The organism is Micromonospora sp. IBHARD004 (assembly GCF_052814115.1).
Genome location: NZ_CP199934.1, coordinates 5,253,142 through 5,274,260, shown reverse-complemented (window position 1 = coordinate 5,274,260; position 21,119 = coordinate 5,253,142). Strand labels below are relative to the sequence as shown.

19 protein-coding genes and 1 riboswitch are annotated in these 21,119 nt (G+C 76.0%); of the genes, 5 read left to right on the top strand and 14 right to left on the bottom strand.

Translation table 11 applies throughout. From position 1 onward, the window contains the following. Positions 1–56: 56 nt before the first annotated feature. From serS to ACTWO6_RS25630, 5 genes are all read right to left on the bottom strand, one after another. Positions 57–1,343 carry a serine--tRNA ligase gene (gene serS, locus ACTWO6_RS25650; RefSeq protein ID WP_446216332.1) on the bottom strand — a complete coding sequence of 429 codons (1,287 nt, stop codon included), beginning with the start codon at positions 1,341–1,343 and terminating at the stop codon, positions 57–59. 92 nt (positions 1,344–1,435) lie between these two features. After that, positions 1,436–2,515 carry a DNA polymerase III subunit beta family protein gene (locus ACTWO6_RS25645; RefSeq protein ID WP_446220762.1) on the bottom strand — a complete coding sequence of 360 codons (1,080 nt, stop codon included), beginning with the start codon at positions 2,513–2,515 and terminating at the stop codon, positions 1,436–1,438. Between the two features lie 47 nt (positions 2,516–2,562). Continuing rightward, positions 2,563–3,750: a saccharopine dehydrogenase family protein gene (locus tag ACTWO6_RS25640; protein WP_446216331.1), complete on the bottom strand. Its 1,188-nt coding sequence runs from the start codon at positions 3,748–3,750 to the stop codon at positions 2,563–2,565. A gap of 31 nt (positions 3,751–3,781) precedes the next feature. Continuing rightward, positions 3,782–4,930 (bottom strand): zinc-dependent alcohol dehydrogenase, encoded by a 1,149-nt coding sequence (locus ACTWO6_RS25635; protein ID WP_446216330.1) that lies wholly within the window; start codon positions 4,928–4,930, stop codon positions 3,782–3,784. After that, on the bottom strand, positions 4,927–5,370 hold the full coding sequence (locus tag ACTWO6_RS25630) for a hypothetical protein (protein ID WP_446216329.1): 444 nt from the start codon (positions 5,368–5,370) through the stop codon (positions 4,927–4,929). The genes ACTWO6_RS25635 and ACTWO6_RS25630 overlap by 4 nt, the downstream gene beginning before the upstream one ends. A gap of 118 nt (positions 5,371–5,488) precedes the next feature. On the opposite strand from ACTWO6_RS25630, the gene ACTWO6_RS25625 reads away from it, so the two are divergent. Beyond that, positions 5,489–8,509: a LuxR C-terminal-related transcriptional regulator gene (locus ACTWO6_RS25625; RefSeq protein WP_446220761.1), complete on the top strand. Its 3,021-nt coding sequence runs from the start codon at positions 5,489–5,491 to the stop codon at positions 8,507–8,509. Positions 8,510–8,543: 34 nt separating this feature from the next. Here the strand turns inward: ACTWO6_RS25625 and ACTWO6_RS25620 are convergent, their stop codons facing one another. Further along, the gene (locus tag ACTWO6_RS25620) at positions 8,544–9,095 is read right to left on the bottom strand and encodes a DsbA family protein (RefSeq protein ID WP_446216328.1); all 552 of its coding nucleotides are present in this window, start codon (positions 9,093–9,095) and stop codon (positions 8,544–8,546) included. Positions 9,096–9,209: 114 nt separating this feature from the next. Next, positions 9,210–9,887: a BON domain-containing protein gene (locus ACTWO6_RS25615; protein ID WP_446216327.1), complete on the bottom strand. Its 678-nt coding sequence runs from the start codon at positions 9,885–9,887 to the stop codon at positions 9,210–9,212. Positions 9,888–10,156: 269 nt separating this feature from the next. Here ACTWO6_RS25615 and ACTWO6_RS25610 point away from each other — a divergent pair, with 269 nt between their 5' ends. After that, positions 10,157–11,947, top strand: coding sequence for a hypothetical protein (locus ACTWO6_RS25610; RefSeq protein ID WP_446216326.1), 1,791 nt, complete (start codon positions 10,157–10,159; stop codon positions 11,945–11,947). A gap of 126 nt (positions 11,948–12,073) precedes the next feature. Here ACTWO6_RS25610 and ACTWO6_RS25605 read toward each other — a convergent pair whose 3' ends face one another. Both ACTWO6_RS25605 and ACTWO6_RS25600 read right to left on the bottom strand, forming a co-directional pair. Beyond that, positions 12,074–12,478: a hypothetical protein gene (locus ACTWO6_RS25605; RefSeq protein WP_446216325.1), complete on the bottom strand. Its 405-nt coding sequence runs from the start codon at positions 12,476–12,478 to the stop codon at positions 12,074–12,076. Between the two features lie 128 nt (positions 12,479–12,606). Continuing rightward, a complete protein-coding gene (locus ACTWO6_RS25600; protein ID WP_446216324.1) occupies positions 12,607–12,747 on the bottom strand; it encodes a hypothetical protein in 141 nt (46 codons plus the stop codon). A 327-nt stretch (positions 12,748–13,074) separates the two neighbouring features. Between ACTWO6_RS25600 and ACTWO6_RS25595 the strand changes: the two genes are divergently transcribed. Together ACTWO6_RS25595 and ACTWO6_RS25590 are read left to right on the top strand one after the other, a co-directional pair. Then, complete coding sequence (locus ACTWO6_RS25595; protein WP_446216323.1) at positions 13,075–13,437, top strand: STAS domain-containing protein; 363 nt, start codon at positions 13,075–13,077, stop codon at positions 13,435–13,437. A 125-nt stretch (positions 13,438–13,562) separates the two neighbouring features. After that, the gene (locus ACTWO6_RS25590) at positions 13,563–14,090 is read left to right on the top strand and encodes an SRPBCC family protein (RefSeq protein ID WP_446216322.1); all 528 of its coding nucleotides are present in this window, start codon (positions 13,563–13,565) and stop codon (positions 14,088–14,090) included. Positions 14,091–14,094: 4 nt separating this feature from the next. On the opposite strand, the gene ACTWO6_RS25585 is transcribed toward ACTWO6_RS25590, so the two are convergent. The 5 genes from ACTWO6_RS25585 to ACTWO6_RS25565 all read right to left on the bottom strand — a co-directional run bounded on the left by ACTWO6_RS25585 (position 14,095) and on the right by ACTWO6_RS25565 (position 20,285). Beyond that, positions 14,095–14,604: a hypothetical protein gene (locus ACTWO6_RS25585; protein ID WP_446216321.1), complete on the bottom strand. Its 510-nt coding sequence runs from the start codon at positions 14,602–14,604 to the stop codon at positions 14,095–14,097. A 113-nt stretch (positions 14,605–14,717) separates the two neighbouring features. Further along, a complete protein-coding gene (locus ACTWO6_RS25580; protein ID WP_446216320.1) occupies positions 14,718–15,791 on the bottom strand; it encodes a coiled-coil domain-containing protein in 1,074 nt (357 codons plus the stop codon). Between the two features lie 4 nt (positions 15,792–15,795). Next, positions 15,796–15,927: riboswitch (cyclic di-AMP (ydaO/yuaA leader) on the bottom strand. Positions 15,928–16,070: 143 nt separating this feature from the next. Continuing rightward, positions 16,071–16,985, bottom strand: a complete 915-nt coding sequence (locus ACTWO6_RS25575) for a cation diffusion facilitator family transporter (RefSeq protein ID WP_446216319.1) — start codon at positions 16,983–16,985, stop codon at positions 16,071–16,073. Between the two features lie 105 nt (positions 16,986–17,090). Next, positions 17,091–19,208: a HelD family protein gene (locus tag ACTWO6_RS25570; RefSeq protein WP_446216318.1), complete on the bottom strand. Its 2,118-nt coding sequence runs from the start codon at positions 19,206–19,208 to the stop codon at positions 17,091–17,093. Positions 19,209–19,325: 117 nt separating this feature from the next. After that, a complete protein-coding gene (locus ACTWO6_RS25565) occupies positions 19,326–20,285 on the bottom strand; it encodes an alpha/beta fold hydrolase (RefSeq protein WP_446216317.1) in 960 nt (319 codons plus the stop codon). A gap of 133 nt (positions 20,286–20,418) precedes the next feature. On the opposite strand from ACTWO6_RS25565, the gene ACTWO6_RS25560 reads away from it, so the two are divergent. Next, positions 20,419–21,099 (top strand): carbonic anhydrase, encoded by a 681-nt coding sequence (locus ACTWO6_RS25560; protein ID WP_446216316.1) that lies wholly within the window; start codon positions 20,419–20,421, stop codon positions 21,097–21,099. Positions 21,100–21,119: the final 20 nt, after the last annotated feature.

Below are 21,119 nucleotides of genomic sequence, written 5' to 3'. Positions count from 1 at the left end.
GGGATGACGAACGGCGGGGTCGGGAGGACCCGACGCCCGCCGCTCGGCGCGTGCGGTCAGCGGACCGGCGTGAGCCGGTCGGTGCCCAACTTGTCGCGGAGCACCTCCGGCACCAGCACCGAACCGTCGGGCTGCTGGAACTGCTCCAGGATGGCCGGGAAGAGCCGGCTGGTGGCCAGCGCCGACCCGTTCAGGGTGTGCACGAAGCGGGTCTGCTTGCCCCCCGGCTCGCGGTAGCGGATGGCCGCCCGGCGGGCCTGGTAGTCGCCGGCCCAGGAGACCGACGACACCTCCTTGTACTTGCCGGTGCTCGGCATCCAGACCTCGATGTCGAGGGTCCTCTTCATCGCGGCGCTGGCATCGCCGGCCGAGAGCAGGCTGCGCTGGTAGTGCAGGCCCAGCCGCTCGACCAGGCTCTCCGCGTGGGTGAGCATCTCCTCCAGCGCGGTGTCCGCCTGCTCCGGCAGGGTGAACTGGAAGATCTCCACCTTGTTGAACTGGTGACCCCGCACGGTGCCGCGCTCGTCCGAGTGCGCGCCCGCCGCTTCCCGCCGGTAGCACGGGGTGTAGGCGAACGCCTTCAGCGGCAGCTTCGCCGTCTCCAGGATCTCGTCCTGGTACGCCCCGAGGATCGCCGTCTCCGAGGTGGGCAGCAGGAACTGCCCGCGCGGGGCGGACTCCCGGTCCAGGTGGTAGACGTCGTCGTAGAACTTGGGGAACTGGCCGGCGGCGAAGCCGGCGGTGTCCAGCAGCAGGTGCGGCGGAAGCAGGAACTCGTAGCCGGCCTTGACGTGCTCGTCGATGAACCAGCTGATCAGGGCCCACTCCAGCCGGGCGCCCATGCCCGTGTACATCCAGAAGCCGGAGCCACCGAGCTTGACTCCCCGCTCGTGGTCCACCAGGCCCAACATCCGGCTCAGCTCGACGTGGTCGCGGACCTTCTCGAGCACCGGCGGCTCGCCGAAGGTCTTCACCACCCGGTTGGCTTCCTTGCCGCCAGGGACGACGTCGTCGGCGGGCAGGTTGGGCAGCTCGCTCATCGTGGTCCGCAGCCGGGACTGCACCTCGTCCAGCTGGGACTCCAGCTCGGCGAGCTGCTTGCGCTCGGCCTCCGGCGCGACGGGCTCCGGCGCGGTGCCGGCCCGCTTCGCCTGCGCGTACGCCCGAGCCTCGGCCTTGCGGCGCTGCCGCTCGGCGTCGATCTCCGTGATCAGGGCGCGGCGCTCCTGGTCGAGCCGCTGGACCTCGTCCAGGACCCGGTTGACCTCGGCGGGATCCAGACGCTTCGCCAGCGCGGTCGCCACCGCCTCGCGATCCTTCCGGATCAACTCCATGTCGAGCATGCTGCTCGTACGCCTCCGTCCAGGCAGTCAGGTGGGACCCCCAGATGCTACCGTCGCGGCCCCGTCCGGCCGTCCCGCACCCGGGACCGGCGTCAGAGCCGGACGGGCATGAGGATGGAGAAGGCGTGCTCGTCGTCCGGGCGGCGCACGGCCAGCGGGGCGATCGGACCGTCCAGCTCCAGCAGGAGCTGCCCCCGGTCGCCGGCGTCCAAGGCGTCGAGCAGGTACTCCCGGTTCACCCCGACCCGGACGGCGTCCGCCTCCGGCGCCTCGTCCGGCCCGACCACCCGCAGCCCGCCCCGCCCGTCCAACCCCAGCACGGTCACCTCGGCGCGTACCCCGTCGTGCTCCTTCACCAGCACCGGCGCGCCCTCGGCGGTCACCGCCGCGCGCAGCGCCACCACGTCCACCACCACCCGGTGCGCCGGCGCGCCGGGAACGTGGCCGTGCAGCAGCCGGCGGTAGTCAGGGAAGTCGTACGGCAGGGGCGCGGTGCTCACCGTGCGTCCGGCGACGGCGACCTCGACGCGCTCCCGGTCGACGGTGACGTGCGCCTCCGGGGTGATCCCGGCGCCGGTGTCCAGCAGGGCGCGCGCCTCGTCGACGAAGCCGACCGGGACGAGCACCCGCACCGGCGGGCCGTCCATCTTCCACCCGGTCCGGGCCACCGCCAGCCGGTGCCGATCGGTGGCGACCAGCCGGACGCCGTCCGGCTCGACCTCCAGCAGCACCCCGGCCAGCACCGGCAGCTCCGGGTCGGCGCCGACGGCGAAGCGGACCGCGTCGACGGCGGCGGCGAGGTCGGCACGGTGCAGCACGAGACGGGTGGTCATCGGGGTCTCCTCGGAGTCGATCAGGGCACGGACCCGGGAGAGTTCACGGCGGGCGTCGGCGAGGCCGTCCTCCAGCCGGCGCAGGTGCGCGTCCAGCAGCCGGCCGATCACCGCCGGCTCGGACCGGTGCCGCAGCGCGGCGCCGATCTCGGCCAGCGGCATGCCGACCCGGCGCAGCCCGGCCACCAGCCGGGCCGGGGCGACCTGGTCGTCGGTGTACCAGCGGTAGCCGGTCACCGGGTCGACCAGCGCGGGCACCAGCACGCCGGAGCGGTCGTAGAACCGCAGCGCGCTCACCGTCAGCCCGCTGGCCCGGGCCAGCTCGCCGATGCTGCGCAGTTCGTTCTCCACGACGACCGATCCTGTGCCCTCAACCCGGTCGAGGGTCAAGCCGTCGCGTCCTCGTCGACCACGCGGAACGTCATCCCCGCCTTGACCAGGCGCGCCAGGAGCGCGTCGCCCATCGCGGTCACCGGGGTCACCTGCCCCGACGTCGGCGGCAGGTCGTCGCACGCCAGGCAGAGCGCGGACTCGGCGAGCATCTTCGCGGTCTCGTCGTACCCGGGGTCGCCGCCGGCCACCTCGGTGAGCACCTTCCGGCCGCCGCCGGCGCCCAGGAAGCGCACCTTGAACCAGGACTTCGCCCGCTGCTCGGCGGTCGGCCCCTGGCCGGAGGAGAGCCGGCCGAGCAGCCAGCGCCGGGTCGGCGGCAGCTTCACCAGCCCGACCAGGCCGGCCATCCCGACCCCGGCGATCAGGATCGTCGGCAGCCGCTTCACTGCGGCGAAGTGCCGGTAGCGGAAGTCCGGGCCGTACTCCGGGCGGGCCGCCGCCGAGCGGCGGACCACCTGCGGGTCGATGGTCGGCAGCGGCACCACCCACCTGCCCAGCTCCTCCGACCGGCCCACCTTCCCGGGCACCGCGCGGACCCGGCGGCCCTCCGGGCGCGGCTCGACCGCCTTGCGCGCCTTCGCGGCCCGGCTCATCTCCCCGGTCCGGGAGAACGCGGTCAGCGCCGAGTGGTACGTCCCGGCGGAGAACCGGCCCCCGGCCCGGACGAAGCCGTCGACGGTGATCGGCCCGTCCGACGGGAGCTGCTTGACGGTGTACCAGGCGCCCAGGTCGTGCGGGATCGAGTCGAAGCCGCAGGCGTGCACCAGCCGCGCCCCGGTGCGGACCGCCTCGGCGTGGTGCCGGACGTACATCAGGTCGACGAACTCCGGCTCGCCGGTGATGTCCAGGTAGTCGGTGCCGGCGGCGGCGCAGGCCGCGACCAGCGGCTCCCCGTGGTGGATGTACGGGCCGACGGTGCTGGCCACCACCCGGGCGCTCGCGGCGACCGCGCGCAGCGACTCCGGGTCGGTGACGTCGGCGGTCAGCAGCGGCAGCCCGGTCAGCGCCGGGTCGATCGCGGCCAGCCGGTCCCGCACCCCGGCCAGCTTGCCCGGGTTGCGGCCGGCCAGCGCCCAGCGCAGCCCGGCCGGGGCGTGCCGGGCCAGGTACTCGGCGGTGAGGGCGCCGGTGAAGCCGGTCGCGCCGAACAGGACGAGGTCGTACGGGCGGTCGTCAGGCATCCGCCGAGTGTGCCACCCGCGGGCGCGCGGATCACGGAGCGAACACCGTCCGGACGCAGCCGTCGGCCCGCTCCCGGAACAGCGCGTAACCGTCGGCGCCCCGCTCCAGCGGCAGGCGGTGAGTGGCCAGGTGCTCGGTGCGCAGCTCGTCGCGGGCCATCCGGTCCAGCAGCATCGGGATCCAGCGCTGCCCGTGCTGCCGGGCGCTGCGGACGGTGAGCCCCTTGTTCATCACCGCGCCGAGCGGGAACGTGTCGACGAACCCGGTCCAGGTGCCGAGGACGACCACCATGCCGCCCTTGCGGCAGGCGTGCACCGCCTCGCGGAGCGCCAACGGCCGGTCCGCCCCGCCGCCGAGCCGGCCGCCGAGCAGCCCCGGCGGCTCCGGTTCCATGCCCACCGCCTCCACGCACACGTCCGGGCCCCGACCGCCGCTGCGTTCCCGCAGCTCGGCCGGGACGTCGACGTACCGGTAGTTGAGCGGCTCCGCGCCGACGTGCCGGTCGACCATGCGCAGCCGTTCGTCGTACCGGTCGATGACGATCACCCGGTGCGCGCCGTGCAGCAGGGCGGCCCGGGCGGTGAGCTGCCCGACCGCCCCCGCCCCCCAGACCGCGACCACGTCACCGGGCCCGACCTCGCCCAGCTCGGCGCCCATCCAGCCGGTCGGCGCGGCGTCCGAGGCGAACACCGCCCGGTCGTCGCTGACCGGGTCGGGCACGGTGAACGCGCCGACGTCGGCGTACGGCACCCGGACGTACTCGGCGTGGCTGCCGGCGAAGCCGCCCAGCGGGGCGGGATGGCCGTAGCAGCCGCCGGTGGGCTGACCCCAGGCCGACTCGGTCGCCGCCGCGCCGGTGCCGTTGTCGCAGCAGGCGAAGAGGCCCTGCCGGCAGAACCAGCAGGCGCCGCAGGCGACGGCCGCGCAGACCACCACCCGGTCGTCGGGCCGGTGCCGGCGGACCTCCGGGCCGACCTCGACCACCTCGCCGAGGAACTCGTGGCCGAGCACGTCGCCGGCCGCGAGGAACGGGATCCGCCCGCCCAGCAGCGGCAGGTCGGCGCCGCAGGTGGCGCTGCGCCGGACCCGGACGATCATGTCCTGCGCGTTGCGCAGCTCCGGGTCGGGTACCTGCCGTACCGCCAGCGCGTCGACGCCCTCCCAGCACAGCGCCCTCACCCGGCGGCCCCCGGGCGGTCCAGCCGCGAGCGGTCCGCGCGGAGCACCTCGCCGGTCTCGGCGAGCTGCTTGGCCTCCCGCAACGCCTGCCGGATCAGCAGCCCGGGGTCGTCGCCGACGAGGTGGGCGGCGAGGCCGGGCAGCCGCGGCGAGCCGCCGAGCGGTCGGGCGGCCAGCTCGGTGCCGCGGCCGCCGGGGGCCGGGCGGGCGTGCAGCTCCACCGCGCCGTCGAGCCGGCGCAGCGGCTCCGGCCAGCGTCCGCCGGGCAGCACCGCCTCCGGCGGCCCGGCGACGGTCACCACCTGCCACCGCGCGGGCCGCGGGTCGGCGCCGGCGACCCGCGGCCAGCTCCGCGGCCGGGGTACGACCAGGGCCCGGCCCGCCGTCGCCCCCGCCGCGGCCACCGCGAGGGCGATCGCGCCCCGGGCCAGCCGTCCCATCCGTACCACCTGCCCCTCGCCTCGTCGCGGGTCGGCGGGCGGCCGGTCACGCGCGGCCGACCGCCCGCGGGTGTCCAGCATCCGGGCGGCCCGGGTGAAGCCGGCTCGCCCCGAAGGGGTGAACCGGCGCGGGCCGGGTAACCGCTCGCCGCACGACCGGGAGCGGACGCGACGGGGGAGGGGCCGCATGCCGGAGGACCGCGACGGCGTCGGGACCGCGGGCGCGCCGCCGCTGCTGGCGTCGCGGCTCTCGCCCGCCGTCCTGCCGGAGCCGGTGCTGGTCCGGCCCCGGCTGCTGGACCGGCTGGACCAGGGGGTCGCCGGGCCGGTCACCCTGGTCCGCGCGCCGGCCGGCTGGGGCAAGACCACGCTGCTCGCCTCGTGGGCGCGGGCGTCCCGGGCCGAGCCGCCGCCGGCCTGGGTCGCGGTGGAGGCCGGCGACACCGGGGAGCGGCTCTGGTCGTACCTGGCGGCGGCGCTGCGGGGGGTCGTCGAGGGTACGCCGGACGACGCACCCCGCCCCCCGGTGCCGGAGACCCCGCCCCGCCCCGACCAGCTCGAACTGCTCGCGGCGGCGCTCGCCGCCCGGGAGCGCCCGGTGCTGCTGGTCCTGGACGACCTGCACCGGGTCACCGATCCGGCCGCGCTGACCGGACTGGAGTTCCTGCTGCGCCACGCCGAGCAGCGGCTGCGGCTGGTGGTCGGCGCCCGGACCGACCTGCCGCTGGCCCTGCACCGCTGGCGGCTGGCCGGGGAGCTGACCGAGCTCGGCCCGGACGAGCTGGCCTTCACCGGCGAGGAGGTGGCCGACCTGCTGGTCGCGCACGGGGTGCGGCTGCCGGCCGCCGCGCTGCCCCGGCTGGTCGAGCGCACCGGGGGCTGGCCGGCCGGGCTGCGCTTCGCCGCGCTGGCGCTGCGCGCCCAGCCGGACCCGGCCCGCTGGGTGGAGCGGTTCGGCGGCGACCAGCCGGACGTCGCCGGGTACCTGCGCGAGGAGGTCCTCGGCCCGCTCGCCCCGGACGCCCGGGACGTGCTGCGGCGCAGCGCGGTCGCCGCCGCCGTCTGCGCCGACCTGGCCGATGCGGTCACCGGCCGGGCGGACTCGGGGCCACTGCTGGCCGCCCTGGCCAGAGACGGCGGGTTCCTGCGGCACGACGGGAGCAGCCCGCCCTGGTACCGCTGCCACCCCCTCCTGGCCGACGTGCTCCGCGACGAGCTGGGCCGGCTCCCCGCCGACGAGCTGCGCGACCTGCACGCCCGGGTGGCCGCCTGGTACGCCGGGAACGGCCGCCCGGCGGAGGCGCTGCGGCACGCGCTGGCCGGGGGCGCCTGGGACCGGGCCACCGAGCTGCTCATCGGGCACTGGCCGGAGCTGGCGCCGTACGACCGGGACCTGCCGGCCGCGCCGCCGCCCGCCGGCCCGCCCACCGAGGCGGTCCGCCGGGACCCGGAACTCGCGCTGGCCTGCGCGGCGGAGCGGGCGCACGCCGGGGACGCGACCGCCGCCGCCGGGCACCTGCGGCGGGCCGTGGAGCACGCCCGTGCGCTGCCCGCGCCGCGCCGGGACCGGTTCCGGCGGCTGGCCACCGCGCTGGAACTCACCCAGGCCAGGCTGGCCGGCGACCACGAGGAGGTACGCCGGACCGCCGCCCGGCTGCTCGCGACGCGCACCGCGCCCGGTCCCGGGGACGACCCGCGCGCCGGGGCCGGCGAGGACGCCGACGTCCGGGCCGTCGCCGGCACGGCGCTCGGCCTGGTCGAGCTGGCCGAGGGGGAGCTGCGTGCCGCCGGGGACCGGTGCGCCGACGCGCTGGCCGCGGCGCGGCAGGCCGGTCGGCCCCGGACCGAGCTGGTCTGTCTCAGCCGGTCGGCCCTGCTCGACGCGGTCCGGGGCGACCTGCGGTCGGCGGACCGGAGCGCGCGGGAGGCGCTGGCCCTGCCGCCCTGCCAGGGATGGTCCTGCCGGGTGGACTGCGGGCACGCGTACCTGGCGCTGGCGCTGGTGGCGTTGCACCGGGACGAGCCGGCGGAGGCGGCGGCGAACCTGGCCCTCGCGGCGCCGGCCGCCGGGGAACCCGGCGTGGCCGAGCTGGCGGCGCTCTGCCGGGCGGAGCTGCTGGCCGAGAGCGGCGAGCCGGCCGCCGCCCTCCGCACGCTGGTCGAGGCCCGGCACGGGCTGGCCGAGGCCCACGCGGGGCGGGTCGGCACCCGGGAGGGGCCGGTTGAGAACCGGGAGGTGCGGGTCGAGGGCCGGGCCGGGCTGGCCGAACGGCCCGCCGCCGTGGAGCTGACCGCCTGGCTGACCGCCGCGGAGGCCCAGCTGCGCGCCGCCGTCGGCGACCTCGACACCGCCCGTGGCCTGCTGGTCGAGGCGCTGCGCCGGGCGGACGCCGAGGCCGCCCGGGAGCCGTCCGGCGGCGCGCTCCCGGCCGGGCCGGCAGGTGCGCCGCCCGGGCCCGGCGGGGCGCCGGGTGGCGGTGGCGGGTCGACGGGGTGGGACGGCCGGACGCCGGGCCGGGGGGAGGACGCCCGGCGGTCGAGCGGCGAGGCGGCGGCGCTGGGGGTGGCGCTGGCCCGGGTGGAGCTGCGGGCCGGTGATCCCCGGGCCGCCGCGCACGCGGTACCGGACTGGTCGGCCCCGGAGGCGGAGTCCTGGCCGCTGCCGGTGCGCCTCGCCGCCGGTGTCCTCGACGCGGTCCTGGCCCGGGAGGGCGGCGACGGCCGGCGGGCCGGTCGGCTCGTGGAGCGGGTGCTCGACCTGGCCGAGCCGGGGGGGTACCGCCGGGTCTTCACCCGCGCCGAGCCCGGGCTGCGCGACCTGCTCGCCGCCCACCTGGACTCCGGCACCGCGCACTGGCCGACGGTGAGCGACCTGGTCCGCGGCGCGGACGAGCGGCGCGCGGACGAGTCGGCGGACCGGCCGGGCGGGCCGGAGCGGGCGTTGGACGAGCCGCTCACCGAGCGGGAGCTGACCATCCTGCGGTACCTGCAGAGCATCCTGTCCAACGTGGAGATCGCCAGCGAGCTGTCGCTGTCGGTCAACACGGTGAAGACGCACGTGCGCAACATCTACCGCAAGCTCGACGCGACCCGCCGGCGCGAGGCGGTCCGGCGGGCCCGTGAGCTCCGGTTGATCTGACGGCGCAGCCGTGGGCCGGCGCTGGTCCGCCCGGTCACGCGTTCGCGGCGGCGTCCACCGCGGCCAGCAGGTCCGCCAGGTCGTAGCCGCCGCCGTGGCGGGCCTCGTTGACGAAGAGGGTCGGGGTGCCGTTGACGCCGCTGCGGATGCCGCCGACGAAGTCCCGCCGGACCCGGTCGGCGTCCGCGTGCCCCTTCACCTCCGCGTCGATCTCCTCGGGCGGCAGCCCGAGCTGTTCGACGCCGAGCGACAGGTGCACCGGGTCGAGCTGGTCCTGGTGCTCGTAGAGCCAGTCGTGCATCTCCCAGAACCGTCCGCGCCGGCCGGCGGCCTCGGCCGCCTCCGCCGCGCTCTCCGCGTACGGGTGCACGTTGGCGATGGGGAAGTGCCGGTAGACCAGGCGGACCTGGTCCGCGCGCTGGCGCAGCACCTCGGCCAGGTTCGCGTACGCGGCGCCGCAGAACCGGCACTGGAAGTCGCCGTACTCGACGAGGGTGACCGGCGCCTCCACCGGCCCGCGGGCATGGTCGGTCTCGGTCACCGGGATCCGCAGCTTCGCGGTGGTGACCTGCAGTGGCGTGGTCATCCGGCCATCACCCGCCGACGTTCGGATCAGCCATGGGTTCCACGCTCGCTCCCGAGCGGGTGAGCCGGGATCACCCGGGCCGGGTGGTTCCCGCCGGCCACCCGGCCGGGCCGCTCAGCGGCCCACCGCGACGTGGTTGTGCACCTCGCGGATGCCGGGCGCCGACCAGACGACCCGTTCGATCTCCTCGCGCTCCGGCACCGAGTGCACCAGGCCCTCCAGCACGACGGTGTCGCCGTGCACCCGGACGCTGATCCCCTCGGCCTCGGTGGCGCCGTTGCGGGCCAACGCGTCAACGATCCGCTCGGCCAGGTCGCGACTGTCGGCCCGGACCGCCGGCCGGACGGTGATGCCGTTGCTCACCCCGCGTACGCCGGTCAGCCGGCCGACCGCGCGTTCGCCGGCGCGGCGCTGGTACTCCCACTCGACCTCGCCGTGCAGGGTGACCCAGCCGTCCGTCACGGTCACGTTGAGGGCCTCGATCGGCACGAACGCGTCCCATTCCAGGGCCCGGCTGGCCGCGGTGGCGATCTCCGGATCGCTCTTCTCGGCTGCGGTGGAGATCCGGACGGCCAGGTCGTTGGCGACCGCCCGGACCCGGGCCACCCGGTGCGCGGCCCGCTCGGCGGCCCACTTCTTGGCGTAGCTGTCCACCCAGCCGGTCAGTGTCACCACCCCGTCGGTGACGGTCACCCCGATCTCGTTGGGGCGTACCCGGGGTTCCCAGGTCAGCTCGTCGAGGACGTCGGTCTGGATGTCCTGGTCGGTCCGGGTGACGGTTGCGGTGGCCATCGCTCACTCCTTCACGGATCGGATTCGCTGCGGTGCGCCCACCCGCCGGCATGGACGCCGCCAGCACCGATCCTGACCCCGCCCCGGGTGACCCGTCCTCACCCGACCCGGGTGACCCGCGCCCGCGACCTCGCACTCGCCGCCCCGGCGAACGGGGCGAACCGCCCGCCCGGGGGCCCCAACCACAAGATCGCGGGGAGCGGGAGGACAGGGCATGGACCGGGGGTGGGTGGGTCGGGCACGATCGCGGGGGCGACGGGGGACGGGCGATGAGTGGTGTGCGGGAGGCGGTCGCGGCCGGCGGGGTCGCGGTCGGGGACCGGCGGGGCCGGGGGCTGCGGGAACGGGGGTCGGGGCTCGTCGGGACGGCCGGGCGGCTGGTCCGGCACGAATGGACGGTCCTGGTGCTCGGCTCGCTGCTGCTGGCCGCGGCGATGACCTGGCCCACCCTGCGGGACGTCACCGGGACGCTGCCGCAGGACACCGGTGACCCGACGTTGCAGGCGTGGCAGATCGCCTGGGGCGGGCACGCCCTGCGCACCGACCCGGCGCGGGTCTGGCACTCCAACACGTTCTTTCCCGAGCCCTACACCTACGCCTACTCGGACACCCTGCTCGGCTTCGCCCCGGCCGGCCTGGTCGGCGCGGGACCGGTGGCCGCCGTCGCCCGCTACAACCTGCTCTACGTGCTGGTGCACGCGCTCGCCTTCGTCGGGGCGTACGCGCTGGCCCGGCAGCTCGGCTCGGGGCGGGCCGGCGCGGCGGTGGCCGGCGCCTCCTTCGCGTACGCCCCGTGGAAGCTGGCCCAGGCCGGGCACCTGCACGTGCTCTGCGTGGGCGGGATCGCCCTGTCGCTGGCCATGCTGGCCCGGGGGCACGGCTGGTCGCTGCGCCGGGGCCGCCGGCCCGGCCGGGTCCGCCCGGGCTGGGCGGCGGCGGGCTGGGCGGTCGCCGCCTGGCAGGTCACCCTCGGCTTCGGCATCGGCCTGCCCTTCGCGTACGCCCTCGGCCTGCTCTGCCTCGGCGCGGCCGGCGGGTACGGCTGGTCGTGGTGGCGGCGCCGGGCCCGGCCGGTCCTGCCGCGCGGGCTGCTCCTGGCCGACCTGGCCGGCGGGACCGCCTTCGCCGGGGTGACCCTGCTGATGGCCGCGCCGTACCTGGAGGTGGTGGCCCGGCATCCGGCCGGCCGGCGGACGGTCGCGCAGATCGCGATGTTCTCCCCGCCGCCACACGGGTTCCTGACCGCGCCGCCGGAGTCGTGGCTCTGGGGCGACGCGCACGCCGCGGCCCGGGCCACGCTCGGTTTCCCCACCGAGATGACCCTGCTGCCGGGGATGACGCTGCTGGGGCTCGCCGCCGCCGGGTTGTTCTTCTCCGTCTGGCGGATCCGGCACCGGCTGGCGCTGGGGGTGGGGGTGCTGGTCAGCGCGGCCCTGGCCGCCGGCGCCACGGTGGGCGGGGACGGCGATCCCGGGTACGTCACGCTGGTCCGCCACCTGCCCGGCTGGGATGCCATCCGCACCCCGGGGCGGCTGGTGCTCTGGACCACGCTGCTGCTCGGGATGCTGGCCGCCGGGGCGCTGACCGTACGCCGCTCGGAGCTGCCGCCCGGCGTCCGGGGGTGGCGGCGGTGGGCCCGCTGGGTGCTCGTCCTGCCGGTGCTGCTGGTGCTGCTGGAGGGGGTCAACCGCACCCCGCACGTGCCGGTGCCCGCCGAGCCGGCGGCGCTGCGCGGGCTGACCGGTCCGGCCATGGTGCTGCCCAGCGGCGGCACCCGCGAGTTCCACGTGATGCTCTGGTCGACCGACGGCTTCCCCCGGATCGTCAACGGGCTGGCCTCGTTCACCCCGGCCAGCCAGGAGCGGATCCGGGCGGCGAGCCTCACCTTCCCGGATGCCGCGTCGGTGGCGTACCTGCGGGCGTCGGGGGTGCGCACGGTGGTGCTGCTGCCCGGTTACGCGGCCGGTACGCCGTGGCGGGAGGCGGCCGGGCGGCCGGTGGACGGCCTGGGGATCCGCCGGGAGCCAATGGGGGACGGGCTGGTCTTCCACCTGGACTGACCGACCGCCCCACCCGGGCCCGGCTCGTCCGGGTGGCTGTCGTCATGCCCGTCGCCGCGCCGCCTCCGGCCGGCGAACGGCGGCGTCCCCGGGTCGGGGACACCGCCGTGTCGTCGGTGCGTCGGGTCAGCCGTCCAGGCCGACGGGGGAGTTGGGCCGGTCCACGTCGACGAACTCGATCTCGTCGGCGTCCCGGCCCCGGCTGCCGGCGGCCCGGGCGGCGGTGCCGGCGGCCCAGCCGAGGGCCGCGCCGACCAGCGCGGCGCTGATCAGCAGGGTCCAGGGCAGCGCCGGACGGCGGCCGGCGAGCGCGTCGAAGGCGAGGGTGGCCCGGCGGCGGGCCTCCTCGGCGGCGGCGCCGACCAGGTCGGTGGCGTCATCGGCCAGGCCCGAGCCGCCGCGCCGGGCGGACCGGGCGGTGTCCCGGACGCTGTCACCGGCGGAGCTGACGGACGAGACCAGGTGCTGCCACGCCTGGTCCGCGATCCGCTCGGGCTTGCTGCGGCGGTCCAGCATGGTGGTTCCGAACATCGTGCTTACCTCCTCGGGGTGCCGAAGCCCGGGGGCCACTTCGGACTCCGGTGGCTGTCCGGCGCGTGACTGTTCGCTTACCCGCCAGTGCCCGTCCGGGCGTCGACGCAAACCATCCGCCGGTCCGCTCAGCGGATCGAGACGGTCACCGACCCGCGGGCGAAGTCGTCGTCGTCGTCATCGTCGTCGCCCGCGCCACCGAAGCCGCAGGCCAGTACGAGAGCGAGCAGGGCGCCGACACCGGCCAGTCCGAGCAGTCTCCTGATCATCGATCATCCTCTCCGTCCGGGGCACTCCCGGCCGATGCTAGGCGGCGGGGTCAACCGAACGCGCCGATCGTCGGGGGTACGCGCCCGACGGGCGCCGGACCGCTACCCTGGTGCGGCGGATCGGCCGGCACCGGTCGATCGTTGGAGACAGAGAAACCCGGACGTCGGGAAAATGGGAACCAGAAGGTCCGGATCAGGGTGCCCAGGTGTGCCCGGTCCGCGAATTGCTCATCCCGAGGGGTGGCGACCGAGGCCGTCGGAGGAATACTCTCGGTCGCGGCCCGCGTACTGATGAGGCGCCCGTCATGGGCGAGTGGAGGTGCTCGCGTGAGCCTGTCGATCGTGAAGTCGGTGCTGCCGGGTGGTGTCATCCAGATCGCCCCGCGAGGTGAAATCGACGTCGACACCGCCTACGAGGTCCGCGAGGCGATCGCGGAGGTGCTCGCGAAGGGCCGTCCGTCCCGGATCGAGCTGAACATGCGGTTGGTCACCTTCATCGACTCCGTGGGCATCAGCGCGATGGTCGCCGGCTTCCAGACCGCCGAGGTCAGCGGCGTGAAGCTGATCGTGACCGAGCCGAGCCGGTTCGTGCACCGGCAGCTCTGGGTCACCGGCCTGCTCGGCCTCTTCGGCGCGCCCGAGCCCTACTTCGCCGGCACCGCGACCCCCGAGGTGCTCCCCGGCGCCTGAGCCGCTCCGATTGATCACGACTCCCGCCGGCCGCCGGCCGAGGGACGGTCCTCGGGTGCGCCGAGCCGCCTCCTCGTCCCGCCGGGCGTCCGGATTCCCCGCCAGCCCCGCGTCATGCCGAAGCGTTGCCAGCCCGCCCGCCGTACGGGACGATCGGGCGGACCGCCGACGGCGAGGGGGACGGTGTGCTCAGCCGCGATACGTTCAGCTACACCGTGCAGGCCCGCTGTTCCCGGGCCGAGGCGGTCGCGCTCCTCGGCGACCTGACCCGCCAGGGTGAGCTGCACCCGCTGATCGTCGGCGTGCGCCGGCTGCCGCCCCGGCCGGGCGCGCTGGCCAGCTACGCGATCACCGACCGGCTGGCGGTCGGGCCGCTGCGCTTCCCGGTCACCTACCAGGCCGACGTGCTGATCGCCACCGAGGACGAGGTGGTGACGGTGGCCCGGCAGCGCCCGGCCACCACCGTGCGCAACCACACCCGGCTGCGGGACGAGCCCGGCGGCGTGACGCGGATCGACGTCGAGATCACCCTCTCCGCGCCGGCGCCCCTGTTCGGGTACGCATTCCGGCAGGCCCGCGCGGCTCACCTCGGGCTCGCCAGCCGGCTCGGCGCGGTGCTGGACCGTGGTCCGGACGCGCCCGCTGCCGGCTGACCGGTCAGGATCGGGGCGCGGCGGCCACCGGGCGGCGGCGGGCCGGGGTGGCGGGGCGCAGCCGGCCCCACGGCTTGTACGTGGAGAGCACGGTGGCGACCAGCAGCAGCGAGGTGGAGATGGCCGGGGCGACGACCAGGTCCACCCGGTAGTGGGTGGAGGCGGCGGCGCCCAGCTCGCCGAGCTGCCGGATCCGGGGCGTCAGCAGCAGCAGGACGAGGCCGAGCATCACGGTGGTGAGCACGAACTTGACCAGCACCCAGCGCCAGCGCAGCAACCCCCACGGGGTGAGCAGGGAACTCACCACCCCGACCAGCCAGACCACCACGCTCAGCGGTGCGAAGAGGTACGTGACGACGAGCCCCGCGGTGGGGTAGACCACCGCGGGATCGGCGCCGCGCAGCCCGGCGACGCCCAGGGTGAGCAGCACGAGGTCCGCGCCGAGCCAGCCCAGCGAGGTGACCAGGTGCAGGGTCAGCAGGGCCTTGCGGTTGGCGGGGGAGAGTCGGCTCATGCCGTCGATGCTGGTCCGGCGGGCCGGCCGCGTCGTGGGGCCGGGGGCGACATTCCGCGTACGTCGACGGGCGTAGCGGGGGTGACCCGTCCGGCGACGGATCACCCCCCGGCTCAGTAGACCGACAGGTGCACGTGGTTGGTGTGGTCGCTGGACGGGTCGCCGTTGCCGCCGCTGTACGACTTCCAGCCGCTGCTCGGCAGCCAGATCTGCTTGAACCAGATCACGTAGAGCACGGCCAGGGCGTCGGAGTTGCGGACGAAGTACGCCGCCAGGTTGTTGCCGTACGTCCGGTCGCCGCCGCTGGCGACGCCGCCGAAACCGTCGGACTGCGCGGCGAAGTCGCACGCCCGGCCCTTGGGGTGTTCGCCCGACCCGCTGGGTCGGTAACAGGAGACGTACCGGGTGAACCCGGCCGACTTGGCCTCGTTGAGCGCGTGCAGCGTGCGCGGGGTGATGCAGCCGTCGGCCGGGGTGGGGTCGTTGACGCTGCACGACTCGGGCGGCCAGGAGCCGTCGGAGTTGCGTGGCGCCGGGTCGGCGTTCGCGGTGGAGGTGCCCCGGACCGTGCCGCCGCTGTCGCGGGCGCTCTCGGCGCGGTCGTTCGCCACCTCCAGCGCGCGTTCGGCCTGCTGCTTGCGCTTGCCCATCACCGCGACCTGCTTGCGCTGTTCCTGGATCTCGGCGGTCAGCGCCGTCCGGGTCGCCGTCGCCCGGTCCCGGGTCTCGATCAGGTCCCGCAGCGCCCGGTCCTCGTTGGCGGCGACCTGGCCCAGCGCGGCGGCGCGGTCCATGAAGCCTTCCGGGCTGTCGCTGGCGAGCAGCGCCGCCGCGGTGCCGAGCCGTCCGGTCCGGTACGCGACCCCGGCGATCTCGCCGACCTTGGTGTCGCGGACGCTCAGCTCGGCGTTGATCGTGGTGAGCTGGTTGGTGAGCTGCTTCTGCCGGCCGGCCGAGCGGGCCAGCGCCGTCTTCGCCTCCAGCCAGCCCTTGCTGGCCGCGTCGAGCTGGGCGCGCAGGGCCGGGGTGCCACCCTCGTCGTCGCCGGGGGCGGCGGCGAGCAGGCCGGCCGGGGGCGCCGCCCCGGCGGGGCCGACCGGCGCGGTCGCGAGGCCGAGCGCGAGTGTCGCCACGAGCAGGGCCGCCAACCGGGCGGCCGTCCGTTTTGCAGGTGCCACTGCTGGCATTCAGGTTTCCTTCCGTCAGCCGCCGACCGGGTTAGCTGACGGGTTCGGGACGGAAGATCCCTACCGCTGGCGCGGATGCACCCCACGAACATGGTTCCCCGGTTCGCCGCGGGCGGCGATTAGGCGGCGGCCACCGCAGGCGCCGGAGGGCGCCGCCCGGCGGAGGCCGGGGCCGAGCCTACCGGCGGTGCCCCGGTCCGGCCCGGTGAGCTACGGGCACGAACGGGGGCAAAACCGGCACAGGTGCACAATACCCGCACTGATTTAAGTTTGCCCTAATTACCACTCGACTGCACCACAGGCCCCGGCTGACGCTCCGGGCTCGATCTGCAACGTGGCGTGTTCGATGTGGAAGTCCTCCCGCAGGGCGGCCCGCGCGGCGGCCAGCACCTCGCCCACCTCGGCGCCCGGGCACATGGTCAGGTGCGCGGAGGCCACCTCCATCCCCGAGGTCAGCGTCCAGACGTGCAGGTCGTGCACCTCCGCCACGCCGGGCACCGCCGCCAGCCGGTCGTGCACCGCGGTCACCTGGAGGTGCTCCGGGGCGGCCTGCACCAGGATGCGCACCGCGGCGCGCCCCAGCCGCCAGGTGCGGGGCAGGATGAACAGCCCGATCGCGACGGCGACGAGGGGGTCCGCCCACCACCAGTCGGTGAGCGCGATGACCAGTGCGGCGCCGATCACCCCGAGCGAGCCGAGCAGGTCGCCCAGCACCTCCAGGTACGCCCCGCGCAGGTTGATGCTCTCCTGCGCCCCGCTGCGCAGCAGGGCGAAGGCGGCGATGTTGGCCAGCAGGCCGAGCACCGCCACCGCGAGCATGGGACCGGCCAGCACCTCCGGCGGCTCGCCGAACCGGCGTACCGCCTCGACCAGCACGTAGACCGCGACCGCGCCGAGCAGCACCGCGTTGGCCAGGGCGGCCAGCACCTCCAGCCGGTAGAGCCCGAAGGTGCGCTGCGGGTCGGTGTCGGCGTGTCGGGTGGCGGTGATCGCGGCGAGGGCCATGCCGATGCCCAGCACGTCGGTGAACATGTGCCCGGCGTCCGAGAGCAGGGCCAGCGAGCCGGTCGCGAACGCGGTGACCGCCTCGACCAGCATCAGGGTGGTGAGCAGGCCGAACGCGGCCCAGAGTCGACCCCGGTGGCGGTAGGCGGCGTTGGTCACCGCTCCGCTGTGGTCATGACCTGCGCCCACGCCCACACCCTTTCGCCCTCGCCCCGGCCGGGCCCAATCTATGTTCACATCGCTATGTATGCAAGTGAACGGCCGGCGTCCGCCCGTTGGCGGTCGAAGCCCTGCTCAGCCCAGCGCGTCGAGGGTGGTGAGCCGCTGCGTGGCCCGGGAGAGCGCCACGTAGAGGGTCCGTACGCCGGAGCCCGGGTCCGCCCGGATTTCGCTCGGCGCGACCAGCACGACCCCGTCGTACTCCATGCCCTTGGCCTGCAGGCTCGTCACCACCTGGAGCCGGGAGCCGCCCAGATCGCCGAGCCAGCCGGCCACCTCGTCCCGGCGCGGCACCGGGGTGATCACCCCGACCGTCCCCTCGACCTCGGCCAGCAGGGTCCCGGCCGCCTCGACGGTGGCCGCCGCCAGCTCGGCGGCCGGCACGGTCCGCTCGACCGGCTCGATGCCGGTGGAGCGCACCGCGGTGGGCAGCGGCAGGTCCGGGTAGAGCCGGCGGATCTCCGCCGCCGCCACCGCGAAGATCTCCGCCGAGTTGCGGTAGTTGGTGGTCAGCGTGAACTGGTGCCGCCGGCGTCGCCCCAGCGCCTGGTCCCGGGCCCGGGTCAGCTCCTCCGGGTCGCCGGTCCAGGCGGTCTGCGCCGGGTCGCCCACCACCGTCCAGGAGGCCAGCCGGCCGCGCCGGCCGATCATGCGCCACTGCATCGGCGAGACGTCCTGCGCCTCGTCGACCACCACGTGCGCGTACTCCCGGTAGTCCTCCGGCCGTTCCCGGGCCGCGGCCCGGGCGGCCCGCTGCCGGTCGGCGAAGGTGCTCAGCTCGCGGACCCCGCCGGCGAGCTGGAACGGGTCGCGCTTCGCCTTCGCCGGCCGGACCGGCTTGCCGAGCAGCGCGTCCAGCTCGTCCAGCAGCGCGATGTCCGCGATGGTCAGCCCCGCGGTGTCCAGGCTCCGGTACGCCTCCGTCAGCAGCCGGATCTCCGCCCCGGAGAGGATGCCGCCGGCGTACCGGCGCAGCCGCTCCGGACGGGCCAGCCAGCCCAGCACGTGCCGGGGATGCAGCCGCGGCCACCAGGCCTTCAGGAACTCCCGGAACTCGGGCCGGTCGATGATCTCGTCCTCGAACGCGCGCTGCTCCGGCAGCCGGCCGACCCGCAGCTGGCGGGCCTGGGCGTAGAGCGCCGCGAGGACGCCGTCGAAGCCGGCCCGGCGCACCTCGTTGCGGCGCGCGCCCCGCAGCAGCGCCCGCTCCTGGATGCCGTCCAGCTCCCGGCGCTCCAGCCGGAGCAGCTCGCCCCGGTAGAGCAGCCGCAGCTCGGCCGGCGAGTCCGGCGCCGTGTCCCGGACCGCGCGCTCCAGCACCCGGCGCATCCGCAGCGACCCCTTCACCGCCGCCACCTCGGGCGGGTCGGTCCGGGTCGCCGACATGCCCGGGAAGAGCGAGCCGAGCGAGTGCAGGGTGGCCGCCTCCTCGCCGAGCGAGGGCAGCACCGAGGCGATGTACTCCACGAAGACGCTCGACGGGCCGACGACCAGGATGCCGCCGCCGGCGTACCGGCTGCGGTCCGAGTAGAGCAGATAAGCCGCCCGGTGCAGCGCCACCGCCGTCTTGCCGGTGCCCGGGCCGCCGGAGACGATCGTGACGCCCGGGCCGGGGGAGCGGATCGCCTCGTCCTGCTCCCGCTGGATGGTCGCCACGATGTCCCGCATGCCCCGGCCGGTGGCCCGGGACAGGGTGGCGAGGAGCGCCCCGTCGCCGACCACCGCCAGGTCCGCCGGCGCCGAGGCCGGGTCGAGCAGGTCGTCCTCGATCCGGGTCACCTTCTCGGCCGAGGACTGGATGGTGCGTCGCCGCATCACGCCCATCGGCTCCGCCGGGGTGGCCTGGTAGAAGGCCGCGGCGGCCGGCGCCCGCCAGTCGACCACCAGGGTCTCGGCGTGCTCGCCGCGCACCCCGAGCCGCCCGACGTGCAGCACCTGCCGGGTCCGCAGGTCGAGCCGGCCGAAGACCAGCCCCTCGTGCTCGGCGTCCAGCGCGTGCCGGCGCCGCGCGGCGTGGAAGACCATCGCGTCCCGCTCGACCAGCGCCCCGAAGTTGCCCACCCGGGCCAGCCGGTAGCCCTCCCGCTCGGCGTCGGCGGCCGACCGGCGCAGCTCCGCCAGCCGGGCGTACACCCGGTCGAGATGCCGCTGTTCGGCGGCCATCTCCTGTTCCAGGGTGGTCTGGTCGGTCAACGCGGCAACTCCTGTGGTCAGGGCGGCGGGCACGGTGGCTGAATGAGGGTACGGGCCGGCCTTCCGGCCCGCGCCGGGGCCATGCCGGTCCGGGGCGCCGCCCGCCCGGGTTGCCCGTTATCGGACCGTTCCCACCGCGGCCGTCGGGTCGTCACCGGCGCGGCTCCCGCCCGGCGCGGGCAGCTCCAGCACCTGCCGGAGCACCGCGACCAGCGCCGCGTTCACCTCGTCGGGCCGCTCCATCATCAGCATGTGCCCGGCGCCGGGGCAGACGGTCAGCTCGGTGGTCGACAGCGCGGCGGCGATCGACTCCGCGCACGGCGGCGGGGTGAGCCGGTCCCGGTCGCCGACCAGCGCGGCGGCCGGCAGGTGGCCCAGCGCGGCCAGGGTGTCCAGCCGGTGCTGGGCGCCGATCGAGGCGCGGAACCCGCCGATCGAGCGCAGCGAGGCGTGCGCCACCGCCGAGGTGACCAGCCGGATGTCCGCCGGGTCGCAGCGGTCGCCGAAGAGCATCCAGCGGATGCTGGGGCGCAGCGCGCGCAGCAGCGCCCGGGGCGGCCGCCAGGATCCGCACCGGGCCAGCACCCCGGCGCCGGTGGTCTCGGCGAGCCGGATCAACCGGGCGATCCGGGGCGACAGGCCGTAGACGGTGTGCGTGTGCCCCTCGGCGGTCGTGGCGACGAAGACCAGGCCGGCGGTACGGGCGGCGAAGTGCTCGGGGTGGCGGTGCGCGTACTCCATCACCGTCATCCCGCCCATCGAGTGCCCCACCAGCACCACCTTCCCGGCCGGGGCGACCTCGTCCACCACCGCGGCCAGGTCGTCGCCGAGCTGGGCCAGGGTGGCCGTCCGCAGCGCCATGCAGCTGGACCGGCCGTGCCCCCGGGCGTCGTAGGTGACCACCCGGACCCGGTCGCCGAACCGCTCGCGGATCTCGGCGAGCTGACGGTGCCAGCTGCGGCCGTCGAGCGTCCAGCCGTGCAGCAGGATCGCGGTCACCTCGGCGTCGCCCGGCCCGGTCACCGCCACGTGCAGGCGTACGTCGTCGGGGAGCTGTACCTCCACGTGCTCCGGCATGCTTTACCTCCCCCGGGCCGACCGGTGTCCCTCACACCGGCGTAACCCGGCGGAAACACCGGCTACCCGTCATGACAACACGCCAACCGTGGTGGTGAGAAGATTCGCAACCGGCCCCCGCGGGGTCGGATCGATGACCAGGCTGGAGGGCATGCCGCCGCCACCCCCGCCCCCGGCCGCCGGAGCGGGCCGGAGCCCGCGCTCTGCCCTGGCCGAGCTGCTCGCCGGGAACCGCCGGTTCGTCAGCGGCCAGCCGGTGCACGGGCACGACGTCACCGCCGCGGCGGCCGTCGCCTCGGGCGACCAACAGCCGTACGCCGTGGTGCTCGGCTGCATCGACTCGCGGGTCCCGCTGGAGGCGATCTTCGACCAGACGTTCGGGTCGATCTGCGTGATCCGCACCGGCGCGCACGTGCTCGACCGGGCGGTCCTGGGCTCGATCGAGTACGTGGTGGGCCAGCTCGGGGTGCCGCTGGTGATGGTGCTCGGGCACGAGCGCTGCGGCGCGGTCGGCTCGGCGGTGGAGACGCTGCGCACGGGGGAGCGGCCGGGCGGCTCGCTGGCGTACGTGGTGGACCAGATCGCCCCGGCGGTGGCCGAGGTGGGCCCGGACGACCCCCGGGCGCACCCGCTGGCGGTACGCCGGCACGTGCGACGCACGGTGGCCGCGCTGCGCGCCGACGACCTGCTCGCCGGCCCGGTCGCCGCCGGCCGGGTCGCCGTGGTCGGCGCCCTCTACGACCTGGCCACCGGCGATGTCGCGCTGCTGGTGGAGGGACCGGCCGGAGAGACGACGAACCGCCCGCCGGGGTGACCCGACGGGCGGTTCATGGT